The sequence below is a fragment of the Actinomadura sp. SCN-SB genome, assembly GCF_043906805.1.
GTDB lineage: Bacteria > Actinomycetota > Actinomycetes > Streptosporangiales > Streptosporangiaceae > Spirillospora.
This window is the reverse complement of record NZ_JBIMPP010000117.1, coordinates 1-10,574: the sequence shown is the minus strand read 5'-3', so window position 1 is coordinate 10,574 and position 10,574 is coordinate 1. Positions and strand designations below refer to the sequence as shown.

15 protein-coding genes are annotated in these 10,574 nt (G+C 69.6%); 9 read left to right on the top strand and 6 right to left on the bottom strand.

The features are described from left to right. A partial coding sequence (locus ACGWYJ_RS37805; protein ID WP_395111416.1) for a transglycosylase domain-containing protein occupies nucleotides 1-1,525 on the top strand: 1,525 nt, incomplete at its 5' end. 70 nt (nucleotides 1,526-1,595) lie between these two features. Beyond that, nucleotides 1,596-3,119 (top strand): glycosyltransferase family 87 protein, encoded by a 1,524-nt coding sequence (locus ACGWYJ_RS37800; protein ID WP_395111415.1) that lies wholly within the window; start codon nucleotides 1,596-1,598, stop codon nucleotides 3,117-3,119. Between the two features lie 15 nt (nucleotides 3,120-3,134). Here the strand turns inward: ACGWYJ_RS37800 and ACGWYJ_RS37795 are convergent, their stop codons facing one another. Then, nucleotides 3,135-4,067 carry a MerR family transcriptional regulator gene (locus ACGWYJ_RS37795; RefSeq protein WP_395111413.1) on the bottom strand — a complete coding sequence of 311 codons (933 nt, stop codon included), beginning with the start codon at nucleotides 4,065-4,067 and terminating at the stop codon, nucleotides 3,135-3,137. 281 nt (nucleotides 4,068-4,348) lie between these two features. On the opposite strand from ACGWYJ_RS37795, the gene ACGWYJ_RS37790 reads away from it, so the two are divergent. Then, nucleotides 4,349-4,834 carry a barstar family protein gene (locus ACGWYJ_RS37790; RefSeq protein ID WP_395111412.1) on the top strand — a complete coding sequence of 162 codons (486 nt, stop codon included), beginning with the start codon at nucleotides 4,349-4,351 and terminating at the stop codon, nucleotides 4,832-4,834. A gap of 178 nt (nucleotides 4,835-5,012) precedes the next feature. Here ACGWYJ_RS37790 and ACGWYJ_RS37785 read toward each other — a convergent pair whose 3' ends face one another. The 3 genes from ACGWYJ_RS37785 to ACGWYJ_RS37775 form a co-directional block, all read right to left on the bottom strand. Then, nucleotides 5,013-5,381, bottom strand: coding sequence for a DUF4190 domain-containing protein (locus tag ACGWYJ_RS37785; protein WP_395111411.1), 369 nt, complete (start codon nucleotides 5,379-5,381; stop codon nucleotides 5,013-5,015). A gap of 237 nt (nucleotides 5,382-5,618) precedes the next feature. Continuing rightward, a complete protein-coding gene (locus tag ACGWYJ_RS37780) occupies nucleotides 5,619-6,389 on the bottom strand; it encodes a deoxyribonuclease IV (protein WP_395111410.1) in 771 nt (256 codons plus the stop codon). 73 nt (nucleotides 6,390-6,462) lie between these two features. Further along, nucleotides 6,463-6,768 carry a hypothetical protein gene (locus ACGWYJ_RS37775; protein ID WP_395111408.1) on the bottom strand — a complete coding sequence of 102 codons (306 nt, stop codon included), beginning with the start codon at nucleotides 6,766-6,768 and terminating at the stop codon, nucleotides 6,463-6,465. Nucleotides 6,769-6,996: 228 nt separating this feature from the next. On the opposite strand from ACGWYJ_RS37775, the gene ACGWYJ_RS37770 reads away from it, so the two are divergent. The 6 genes from ACGWYJ_RS37770 (at nucleotide 6,997) to ACGWYJ_RS37745 (ending at nucleotide 10,173) form a co-directional block, all read left to right on the top strand. Continuing rightward, a complete protein-coding gene (locus tag ACGWYJ_RS37770; protein WP_285701281.1) occupies nucleotides 6,997-7,161 on the top strand; it encodes a hypothetical protein in 165 nt (54 codons plus the stop codon). Between the two features lie 207 nt (nucleotides 7,162-7,368). Continuing rightward, the gene (rpsF, locus tag ACGWYJ_RS37765) at nucleotides 7,369-7,659 is read left to right on the top strand and encodes a 30S ribosomal protein S6 (RefSeq protein ID WP_395111407.1); all 291 of its coding nucleotides are present in this window, start codon (nucleotides 7,369-7,371) and stop codon (nucleotides 7,657-7,659) included. A gap of 37 nt (nucleotides 7,660-7,696) precedes the next feature. Then, nucleotides 7,697-8,239, top strand: a complete 543-nt coding sequence (locus ACGWYJ_RS37760; RefSeq protein ID WP_395111406.1) for a single-stranded DNA-binding protein — start codon at nucleotides 7,697-7,699, stop codon at nucleotides 8,237-8,239. Between the two features lie 124 nt (nucleotides 8,240-8,363). After that, nucleotides 8,364-8,600, top strand: a complete 237-nt coding sequence (gene rpsR / locus ACGWYJ_RS37755; RefSeq protein ID WP_026403973.1) for a 30S ribosomal protein S18 — start codon at nucleotides 8,364-8,366, stop codon at nucleotides 8,598-8,600. Nucleotides 8,601-8,619: 19 nt separating this feature from the next. Further along, nucleotides 8,620-9,066: a 50S ribosomal protein L9 gene (gene rplI, locus ACGWYJ_RS37750; protein ID WP_395111405.1), complete on the top strand. Its 447-nt coding sequence runs from the start codon at nucleotides 8,620-8,622 to the stop codon at nucleotides 9,064-9,066. Nucleotides 9,067-9,480: 414 nt separating this feature from the next. After that, on the top strand, nucleotides 9,481-10,173 hold the full coding sequence (locus tag ACGWYJ_RS37745; RefSeq protein WP_395111403.1) for a peptidoglycan recognition family protein: 693 nt from the start codon (nucleotides 9,481-9,483) through the stop codon (nucleotides 10,171-10,173). 4 nt (nucleotides 10,174-10,177) lie between these two features. On the opposite strand, the gene ACGWYJ_RS37740 is transcribed toward ACGWYJ_RS37745, so the two are convergent. Both ACGWYJ_RS37740 and ACGWYJ_RS37735 read right to left on the bottom strand, forming a co-directional pair. Beyond that, a complete protein-coding gene (locus ACGWYJ_RS37740) occupies nucleotides 10,178-10,366 on the bottom strand; it encodes a hypothetical protein (protein ID WP_067628226.1) in 189 nt (62 codons plus the stop codon). Nucleotides 10,367-10,375: 9 nt separating this feature from the next. Further along, the coding region (locus tag ACGWYJ_RS37735; protein ID WP_395111401.1) for a transglycosylase domain-containing protein at nucleotides 10,376-10,574 on the bottom strand (199 nt) is incomplete at its 5' end.

Genomic DNA, 10,574 nt, shown 5'->3' with positions numbered 1-10,574 from the left:
ACGGGCGTACTTCCACAAGACCGTCAGGGAGCTGAGCGTCAGCGAGGCGGCGATGCTGGCCGCGCTCATCCAGCGGCCCGGCTACTTCGTCACCACGGGCCCCGCCACCCGTCCCGCCAAGCGCGCCCTGATCGCCCGCTGGAACTACGTCCTGGACGGCATGGTGAAGAAGGCGTGGCTGTCGCGGTCGGAACGCGCCCGGCAGCGCTTCCCGACCACGCAGCGCAGATGGAGCGACGTCCCCGACTCGCCGCAGTCCGGGTACGTCCGGGAACGCGTGCTCAACGAGCTGGCGCGGCTCGGCATCACCGAGAAGACGCTGGAACTGGGCGGGCTGCGCGTCACCACCACCTTCGACAAGGAGCTACAGGACTACACCGCCACGGCCGTCCAGCAGGAGAGGGAACGGAACGGCCTGGCGGACGACGTCCACTTCGGGCTGGCCGCCGTGGACCCGGAGACCGGCGGGGTCGTCGCGGCCTACGGCGGGCCCGGCTACGGCGAGCAGCAGTTCGACGACTCCTTCGACGGCCTCGTCCAGCCGGGTTCGGCGTTCAAGCCGATCGTCCTGGCGACCGCGCTCGACCAGGGGATCAGCCTGGAGACCACGATGGACGGCGCGTACCGGCGGACCATCGGCGGTGACACCTTCACCAACGACTCACGAGCCGAGAACGGCGTCTACACGCTGACCGAGATGACCGCGAAGTCGATCAACACGGCGTATGTGGAGCTCGGGCAGCGGGTCGGGCTGGACAAGGTCGCGTCGATGGCGGTGAAGATGGGGGTCCCGGCGTGGACCGGGCGGCTGAACGCGGGCTTCACCAGCCTGCCGCTCGGCACCGTGTCCGTCAGCCCGGTCACCATGGCGTCGGTCTACGCCACCTTCGCCGCCGGGGGACGGCACGTCCCCGTCCATGTGATCAGCGAGATCACCGACAAGGACGGCGGTCCCGTGTGGACCCGGATCGGCAGCGTCACCAAGGTGCCGCACGAACCCGAGCGCGCGTTCTCCGAGGCCGTCGCCAGGGACGCCACCGTCGCCCTGCGGGCGGTCGTCCGGTCCGGGACCGGGACGCGCGCCGACCTGGGCGTACGTCCCGTCGCCGGGAAGACGGGGACGACGGAGGAGAACAGGTCGGCCTGGTTCGTCGGGTACACCCCGCAGCTCGCCACCGCCGCGGCGATGTGGCGGGAGGGGAGGGACGGGTCGCTCCGGCCGCTCCAGGGCATCGGCGGCCACGACGAGATCTACGGTGGCACGATCCCCGCCGACCTGTTCCGGCGGTTCATGGCCAGGGCGCTGGTGAACGAGGAGATCGAGCGGTTCGGCCCGCCCGGCGATGTGGGGTCCGTCCCGCCATGGGCCGTTCCGAAACCCGATCCGTCACCGGCCGCGCCCGACCCCTCGCCATCCCCGCTGCCTACGTGCCCGCCCGGATTCCTCCAAGGCGGGCACCCCGCGTGCCACCCCGCAGACGACCTCAATCGGCCTCGCGGGCAGATGAGAGACTTCGTTCGCTGAGGCCCCGGGGGTCGTACCCGGGGGTGTTTCGGGTGGCGCAGTGTCACCGGTTGACCAATAGTCTGCTGGCATGTCGTCGTCTTCCTCCGATGCCGATGCCGATGCCGATGCCGATGCCGATGGGAACCCGGCGCGTCCCGCCGTGGACGCTGGTGTGAAGGCCGGGGAGCCCACCGGCCGACAGGCCGGCGACGACCACGGGCGGCCGGTGCGCCTGGTGCCGGTGGTGGCGGGCCTCGCCGCGTTCGTGGCCCTGCTCGCCTGGGTGCAGAAGCAGCCGTGCGCGTCCGCCTCGTTCGACTTCGTGAAGACGACGACGAGGGCCTGCTACACCGACATCTACCCGCTGTACTTCGTGCGGGGCCTGAACGACAACCTCGTGCCGTACTTCGACAGGCTCCCCGGCATCGACATGGAGTACGTGGAGTACCCGGTGCTGAGCGGCGCGCTGATGTACGTGGTGAACCTGCTCGTCCAGCCGTTCGGGGACGACGCGCGCGGGATGGCGTTCTTCAACGTGACCGCCCTGCTGCTCGGGCTGCTCGCCGTCGTGACGGCCCTCGCCACGGCGTATGTCGCGGGACGACGCTCGCTCCGGGTCGGCCTGATGGTCGCCCTGTCCCCGGCCCTCCTCCTCACCGCGTACATCAACTGGGACCTGCTCGCCGTGGCGCTGTCCGCGCTGGCCGTCTTCGCCTGGGCGTCCCGCCGTCCCGCTTGGGCCGGGGTACTGCTGGGCCTGGCGATCGCGGCGAAGTTCTACCCGCTCCTCTTCCTGGGGCCGTTCGTCCTTCTGTGCGTGCGGGCCGGTCAGTGGCGCGCCATGGGTCGGCTCCTTGCCGGTACGGCCGGTGCGTGGGCCGTTGTGAACGTCCCCATCATGGTGCTCGCCTGGGACGGGTGGTTGAAGTTCTACAGCTTCAGCCGGGAACGCGGGGTCGACTGGGGATCCATCTTCTTCTTCCTCCAGGACCACGGGATCTCCGGGCTGGACGACAACACCAAGCTCAACACGCTGGGCACGGGAACGTTCCTCGTGCTCGCCTTGGGCATCGCCGTCCTGGCCTTGGCCGCGCCCCGCCGTCCCCGGCTGCCGCAACTGATGTTCCTGGTGCTGGTCGCGTTCATGCTGCCGAACAAGGTCTGGTCGCCGCAGTACGTGCTGTGGTTGCTGCCTCTGGTCGCCTTGGCCCGTCCCAAGCTGCCGGCCTTCATCGTGTGGCAGCTCGGTGAGATCGTGTACTTCTTCGGCATCTGGTGGTACCTGCTGTCGGTGACCCTCAAGACGGAGGGCACCGACCTGCCCGGCCTGATCTCCACCCTGCTCGGCTTCGGCCTTCCGGTGGAAGGCATCAGCCAGGACACCTACTTCGTCGCTCTGCTGACCCGGTTCTTCACCGTCGTCCTGCTGGCGGTCCTGGTGGTCGTGGACATCCTGCGTCCGTCGGGGGACGTGGTGCGCGACGAGGGCCAGGACGACCCGGCCGGAGGCGTGCTCGACGGCGCGCCCGACGTCTTCTCCCTGGGCGTCCTGCGCACCCGGTTCCGCCGCCCGCGGGCCGTCGCGGAAGCCGCGGGATCCGCGACGGCCTGATCGGGGGCGTCCGCGTCAGGAGTGGGCGCGGAGCGCGGTGATGAACCACTCGAACAGCGGTGTCGTCGGCTGCCACGACGGCCAGCCGTTGATGATCGCGAGGAGCCGCCAGTACCGCTCGGCACGCGGATCGTTGCCGATCTCCAGACGTTCCAGCAGCTCGCGCCGGAAGTCCGGGTCGTCGGTGGCGCCGAACGCGGCGGCGTATTCCGCCACCAGCCCGTCCAGTACGGGTACCGCCTCCGCGGACTCGGGCGCGATGCCGTCGGCCACCGCCGCCTCCACCCGCCGCCTGGTCGCCTCGCCGAGGTCGGCGGAGGCGAACCGGCCGGTCTCCTCGGCATGGGATGCCTGGTACTCCACCATCTGCCGGATCCTGGCCTTGAAATCCGGGTCCTGGACGAGTTCCGCGAGCTCCACCCAGGCGTCCACCTGCTCGGGCTCAGGGTCGTCGGGGAGCTCGGGCATCGCGGAACGCAGCTTGGCCTCGAAGTCCCGGTCGGCGTCGAGCCCCGCGTAGACCTCGTCGATGAAGTCGGTGATGATGCGCTTGCGCTCCTCGTCGGAGAGCCGGGCGAGTTTGTGCATGAGGTTGATCTCCTCGGGACTGGATCCGCGTTTGGCCACCGCGCGCAGCACGGCCCGCCGCAGCCGCAGCGTCTGGATCTGGACGTCCAGCGCCTGGGCGTGCGCGGTCGCGACCTCCGAGATCGTGATCTCGCGTGCCAGCACGCGCCGCACGGTCGGCAGGTCGACGCCCAGCTCCCGCAGCGTCCTGACCATGTCGAGGCGCGCGACGGCGTCCAGGTCGTACAGGCGGTAGCCCGCGTGGGTGCGATCGGTCGGCGGCACCAGCCCCACGTCGGAGTAGAACCGGATGGTCCGGACCGGCAGCCCGGTCCGGCGTGCCAGTTCCCCGATCGTGTAGAGACCGGTGTCGCCGTCCATGCCCATCACCCTTCAGGCTCCAGTCGGTGGAGACTCAAGCGCCTTCACGCACCGCGGCGGCGGAATGTCTCCCTACCAGGATCGCCGTGCCCGCGTACCGGGAGGTCACCGCCTCAGGACGCGGGACCGGACGCGAGGCGCCGCGCGGGGGACTGGATGCGGCGCACGGGTCGTGGTGGACTCGATCGGCGTCCGCATGTTCCCCTGCGGGATGGGCAGATGATCCTGATCCCGCGGACGGGAACGAGTCGGTATCACGAGTCCGTACCAGAGGAGTGACAGTGCCGGGAGATGACGTGGACGCGAACCGGGCTCTGGAAGATCTGGTCGAGGGACGCCTGAAGCCGGGCGTCTACCAGTGGCGTGCCCCTGCGGCTCCGGGTGCCGGCGTGTCGGGAGCGGCCTGGCCGGAACGTGCGACCGCGGCGGGCTGGAAGACCTTCTACCTGAACGGCCGCCGCGCCAGGGACACGGAGTCGTTCCTGCGGCTGTGCGCCGAAGTCTTCGAGCTCCCCGAGGGGAAGGGCGGTGACTGGGACGGCCTGCGGGACCGCCTGACGGACCTGTCCTGGGTGCCGTCGACCGGCGGTTACCTGGTCATGTACGAGGCGTGGGCGGAACTGGCCGAGGCGGACCAGCGCGCGTTCCGAACGGCGCTCGACGTGTTCACGCATGCCGTGGAAACGTGGCAGGACACCGCCACCCCCATGACCGTCCTGCTGTCGAGCATCGGCGTGGAAGTGGCCGGGGTCCCCAAGCTCGGCTGATCCCCGCTCTACCCCGTGGTTCCCCCGTGGGCCCCGTACCTGCGCCGGCATGACGGGTCCGCCGGACGTGCGGCGACCCCTGGGCCACACGTACGGAATTCCTCCCGCACCGAAGCCGGACGCCGGGTGACCGACGGTCGGCCGGTCCGTGGCCGACGGCCGGTGCGGGGTCCCGCGGTCAGTAGGCGGTGGCGCTCGATCCGACGATCGCGGCCCACAGACCGAGGTAGAAGATCCAGATGACCACCCAGATGGCGGTGACGATGTAGCCCATCACCAGGCCGGCGGTGGCCATGCCTGCGCCGCCCTCGCCGGTCCGCTTGATCTGGCTCTGCGCGACATGCCCGAAGATGATCGCCAGAATGGAGGTGAACCCGCAGAAGACGATGCCGATGATCCCCAGCACCATGGACGCGGTCGCCATCCCGTTGTTGGGCGGAGGCGCCGCACCGTAGTAGTGGTGCTGCACCTGTGGGGGCTGCTGATACGACTGACCGTACGGGTCGGAGTATCCGCCGCCGTACGGGTCGTAAGGGGGTTGGGCCATTGACTTCCCGATCGTTCGGCGCGCCCGCCATCAATGATCACGCGCGTGCGCTGGGGCTGAGGTCGTGTTCCGGATTATGCCAGTGAGGGGTGATCTCGTGCTTCGCCGTGTCGTGACAGATTAGATGCCGTATTCGCTGCCGCGGTTCCTGTGACCTCAGGGGAATCCGGGACGGCGTTCGGCCCCGGCCACAGGCGGCCACCCGCCCTGGTCGGTTGACCTGGTCGGCCGCCCCGGTCAGCCCAGGTTGGCGCGCAGCCAGGCGATGTCGGCCGCCTGCCCCTCGCTCGGCGTCTCCACCACGACCGGCGCGCCCGCCGCCCGGACGACCCCCAGGATCAGCTCCGCGTCGATCGTGCCGGAGCCCAGGTTGGCGTGCCGGTCGGCGCCGGACCCGAACGCGTCCCGGCTGTCGTTGCAGTGGACGAGGTCGATCCTGCCGGTGATGGCCTTGATCCGGTCCACCGCGTCGATCAGATCCTCGCCGGCGGCATGCGCGTGGCAGGTGTCGAGGCAGAAGCCCAGCTTGGAGTCGAGCCCGTCCACCCCGGAGAGGACCTCCCACAGCCGGGCGATCCGGTCGAACCTCCGCGCCATGGCGTTGTCGCCGCCCGCGGTGTTCTCGATATAGACCGGAATCGGACATTCAAGGCGTTCAAAGACCTTGCGCCAGTTCTCGTAGCCGATCTCGGGGTCGTCGGCCTTCAGGACGTGCCCGCCATGGACGATCAGCGCCTTCGCCCCGATCGAGGCCGCCGCCTCCAGTTGCTGCTGGAGGATCTTGCGGCTCGGGATGCGGATCCGGTTGTTGGACGTCGCCACGTTGACCACGTACGGCGCGTGGATGTAGACGTCCACGTCGGAGTCACGGACCGCCTCGACGCCCTCCGGCATGACGGGCTTCTTCCAGCCCTGCGGGTCGCCGAGGAAGAACTGGACGACGTCCGCCTCGCGGGCGCGCGCGTTGTCGAGCGGGTTGGTCTGGTCGACGTGAGCTCCGATGCGCATGCCTACGAGAGTATCCGCGCGCCGTTCAAGCCGTACCCGATAGCGGGCGGTGGATGCTCAGTGGGCGCCGGTGTCAGAGAGCGAACCCCCCGTGGCTGACGGCGAACGCGGCCCCCAAGAAGGACGACACCATCCCGATGACGTTGAGCCAGCGTTCACCCGTCGTGGCCGAGATCAGCTGTGAGTAGAGGGCGAGCGGCAGCCCGATCACGCCGGCCAGGGCCCCGAAGAAGTGGGTCGGGGGGATGAACCCAAGGACGAGTGCGGTCAACCCGATGATGAGCGAGGCCACGGCCAGCGAGTTCTCCACAGGGTGGCGCTCACCGTCGGTGTTGAGGGTGAGGGCGGACCGTTTCTTCCCGGCTGCCTCCTGCGACATCGGGACACCCCCTTCGGGCGCGCGACTGCTCGTGATCACCGGTTCGGGACGCGAGGCACCGGGCGGACGGTGCGCGTCCGTACCGAGGATTCCCAGGAGCGCGAGCGACCATGCCGTGCGGGCGCGCCGGATTGTCGGTGGCACCCGGTACGGTCGAACATGGATTCGAGAACGCGCGTCTGGACCCGCCGGAGCCGAGGACAGCGGGAGAGGACAGGAGGTACCGGGATGAGGCAGAGCGAGCTCGCCGTCATCGGCGACGCGGAGCTGGTGGAGGAACTGTCGGTGCTGACGACCCAGACCGCCCGCATGCGCGCCCGGATGGCCGACATCATGGAGGAGCTGGAGCGCCGGCGCCGCGCCAAGGCATCCGCCTCCGGAGCCCGCCGATGAGGCCGGTTCCCGACGGCCGGCACCGCCCGGTGTCCCCCACCATGACCCGGATCTGGCTCTTACGCTGCCGACAGTTGGTAGCCTGGATCGGTCTCGCGGCCAGGGCACGGCCACCTGGGCGGTGCCGAGCGGCCCCGGGAGACGCAAGAGCCCTCCTGTCACGGAGAGACCGTGACCGCATCAGTCCAGAGGAGGTAGGGACACAGCATGCGTCGTTACGAACTCATGGCCATCCTCGACCCCGCCATCGACGAGCGGACGGCGGCGGCTTCGCTGGATCCGTTCCTGAAGGTCGTCAAGGACGGCGGCGGCAGCGTCGAGAAGGTCGACATCTGGGGTCGCAGGCGGCTGGCCTACGACATCCAGAAGAAGTCCGAAGGCATCTACGCGGTGATCGATCTCTCGGCCGAGCCCGTCACGGTCAAGGAGCTCGACCGGCAGCTCAACCTGAGCGAGTCGATCCTGCGCACGAAGGTCATCCGCCCCGAGGTCCACTGAGCCAGGCTCAGGCCCTCACACAAGCCGGAGCGAGCCCATGGCAGGCGACACCGTCATCACGATCGTCGGGAACCTCGTGGAGGACCCGAACCTACGCTTCACCACCAGCGGCCAGGCGGTCGCGTCGTTCCGCATCGCCTCGACCCCGCGGTACTTCGACCGCCAGTCGGGCGAGTGGAAGGACCGCGAGGCCCTGTTCCTGACCTGCAACGTCTGGCGGCAGGCGGCCGAGAACGTGGCCGAGACCCTGCAACGCGGCATGCGCGTGATCGTCCAGGGCCGTCTTCAGCAGCGCTCGTACGAGACCCAGCAGGGTGAGAAGCGGACCGTCTTCGAGATCGAGGTCGAGGAGGTCGGTCCCTCGCTGCGCAACGCCACCGCGAAGGTCAACAAGACCCAGCGGCAGGGCGGCGGCGGCTTCGGCGGCGGTGGCGGAGGCGGGTTCGGCGGCTCCGGCGGTGGCGGCGGTTTCGGCGGCGGCCAGCAGGGCGGCGGCTCCGGCGGCCCGCAGACCGACGACCCGTGGGCGACCGGCGGCTCCGGCGGTGGCGGCGGATTCTCCGACGACCCGCCCTTCTAGCGGCCCCGTCCACCACCACGGCGAACAGTCCTCATCCGCGGCGGTCGGACCGTCGGCCGCCGCCGGATGACATCGAACCCAGTCCATTCCCGCGAGAGCGGGGCTCTCAACAAGGAGCACCACGATGGCGAAGCCACCTCCCCGCAAGCCCAAGAAGAAGGTTTGCGTTTTCTGCCAGGAGAAGATCTCCTACGTCGACTACAAGGACACGGTCCTGCTGCGGAAGTTCATCTCCGACCGCGGCAAGATCCGGGCCCGTCGCGTGACCGGCAACTGCACGCAGCACCAGCGGGACGTCGCCACGGCGATCAAGAACGCCCGCGAGATGGCGCTGCTGCCGTACACCAGCACCGCGCGCTGAGCGAGGAGGACACCAGATCATGAAGCTCATCCTCACTCAGCAGGTCTCCGGGCTCGGTGAGCCCGGCGACGTCATCGAGGTCCGCGACGGCTACGGCCGCAACTACCTCGTCCCGCGCGGGTTCGCGATCAAGTGGACGCGGGGCGCGGAGCGCGAGATCGAGTCGATCAAGAAGGCTCGTGCGGCCCGCGAGATCGCGACCGTCGAGCACGCCAAGGAGGTCGCGGGGGCGCTGAAGTCCCTCAAGGTCACTCTGCGTACCCGCACCGGCCGCAACGGCCGGCTGTTCGGCGCGGTGACCGCGGCGGACATCGCCGAGGCCGTCAAGGCCGCCGACGGCCCCGAGCTGGACCGCCGCCGGATCGAGATCGACAACCCGATCAAGACCGTCGGCACCCACCGCGTCAGCGTCCGCCTGCACTCCGACGTCAGCGCCACCATCGACGTCGACGTGGTCGAAGCCTGACCACCCGGCCCACAGCGGCCGAACCCTACCGCGAAAGAACGGCCCGCCTGCCCAGCAGGCGGGCCGTTCGCATGCCCGCAACGCACGCCCCTCACCAGCCCCGCCCCCTGCCTGCCCACACCCCGAACCGACCGGGCCAAAGGGCGGCCGGGGCCGCTGGTGCCGACCGCCGGGGGAGGTCGGTGACGCACCGCAGCCCTGATGGCTGACATCTTGGGCGAGGGGGCGCCCAGGTTAATGGTGGCGGGGTTCTGGGTCGGGGGGCTTTGGGCGGGTCTTTCCGGGGGGTGTGTGCGGGGATTGGCGGGGGGTGTTTTCGTTTTATGTGAAACGAGGGTGAACCGCCGTGGCTTTGGTGGCTAAGACGAACCGCCGCTACCGTCCGTAAGCGAACCAACACGCGAAGGGGGCGGAATGTCCGGGGGCTCGTATGCGAGGTTCACCCGTCGAGGGCTGGCCGGGATGCTGGGGGCCGGGCTGCTCCAGATGACCATGGGCGGTCGGGCGTTCGCGATCGACGACCTGTCGCCGCACGTCCATACCAGAAGTGATTGGAAGGCGCTGCCGCCTCGCAGAGCGGCCAGGGTGCTCAGGACCGCTCCGGATCGCATCGTCGTGCACCACACCGAGACCGCGAACTCCAAGGACACCTCACTCGCCCACGCCTACGCGCTGTCCCGGAGCATCCAGCGGTTCCATCTGAGGCGCGGCTGGGACGACACGGGACAGCAGCTCACCATCAGCCGTGGCGGGCATGTGATGGAGGGGCGCAACCGTAGCCTCGCCGCGATCCGGGCGGGACGGCATGTGATCGGCGCCCAGGCCAAGGGGCACAACGAGCACACGATCGGGATCGAGAACGAGGGCGACTACAGACGGTCACGGGTACCCGGGAGGCTCTGGTCCTCCCTTGTCGACACGTGCGCCTGGCTGTGCGACGAGTACCGCCTCGACCCGTTCCGCGCCATCGTGGGTCACCGCGATCTGGTGGCGACCGACTGCCCCGGTGACGTGCTGTACGGGAGGCTTCCCGAGCTTCGCGCCCAGGTGGCCGAGACTCTGAGCGGCGACGTTCTCCTGCGTGCCCGCGCGTGGCGCTCCGGGTGAACCCTCAGGATTCCGGGGTCGTGTAACGCGTGCGGCGGCGTGCGATCTCCGGGTCGATGCCCTCGATCAGCGACCAGATGCCCGCGACCCGTTCGACCAGGGTCTCCGGTGGCAACCCGGCCAGGCCCTCGGCGGCCAGGTCGTCGATCGCCTGCGTCAACCGGGCCATCCGTTCGCCATGCGTGGAACACATGTTCGAATCCTAGCCAGAGTGACCGCTGAGGCGGATGCGCTTCAAGCATTCTTTTCCACCGTCCGGCTTGCGGGCGATCAGGGCGTGCTCGGCGGGACGGGTGGCGGGGCCCGTGGTGACGAAGTAGCCGGGCCGCTGGATCAGCGCGGCCAGCATCGCCGCCTCGCTGACGCTCAGCTCCCTGACGGTCTTGTGGAAGTACGCCCGC

Excerpts from the sequence above, each read along its gene's own strand:
- ACGWYJ_RS37800 (WP_395111415.1), top strand. The coding sequence starts at position 1,596 with ATGTCGTCGTCTTCCTCCGATGCCGATGCCGATGCCGATGCCGATGCC.
- ACGWYJ_RS37795 (WP_395111413.1), bottom strand. The coding sequence starts at position 4,067 with ATGGACGGCGACACCGGTCTCTACACGATCGGGGAACTGGCACGCCGG.
- ACGWYJ_RS37785 (WP_395111411.1), bottom strand. The coding sequence starts at position 5,381 with ATGGCCCAACCCCCTTACGACCCGTACGGCGGCGGATACTCCGACCCG.
- ACGWYJ_RS37780 (WP_395111410.1), bottom strand. The coding sequence starts at position 6,389 with ATGCGCATCGGAGCTCACGTCGACCAGACCAACCCGCTCGACAACGCG.
- ACGWYJ_RS37775 (WP_395111408.1), bottom strand. The coding sequence starts at position 6,768 with ATGTCGCAGGAGGCAGCCGGGAAGAAACGGTCCGCCCTCACCCTCAAC.
- ACGWYJ_RS37770 (WP_285701281.1), top strand. The coding sequence starts at position 6,997 with ATGAGGCAGAGCGAGCTCGCCGTCATCGGCGACGCGGAGCTGGTGGAG.
- rpsF (WP_395111407.1), top strand. The coding sequence starts at position 7,369 with ATGCGTCGTTACGAACTCATGGCCATCCTCGACCCCGCCATCGACGAG.
- ACGWYJ_RS37760 (WP_395111406.1), top strand. The coding sequence starts at position 7,697 with ATGGCAGGCGACACCGTCATCACGATCGTCGGGAACCTCGTGGAGGAC.
- rpsR (WP_026403973.1), top strand. The coding sequence starts at position 8,364 with ATGGCGAAGCCACCTCCCCGCAAGCCCAAGAAGAAGGTTTGCGTTTTC.
- rplI (WP_395111405.1), top strand. The coding sequence starts at position 8,620 with ATGAAGCTCATCCTCACTCAGCAGGTCTCCGGGCTCGGTGAGCCCGGC.
- ACGWYJ_RS37745 (WP_395111403.1), top strand. The coding sequence starts at position 9,481 with ATGTCCGGGGGCTCGTATGCGAGGTTCACCCGTCGAGGGCTGGCCGGG.
- ACGWYJ_RS37740 (WP_067628226.1), bottom strand. The coding sequence starts at position 10,366 with ATGTGTTCCACGCATGGCGAACGGATGGCCCGGTTGACGCAGGCGATC.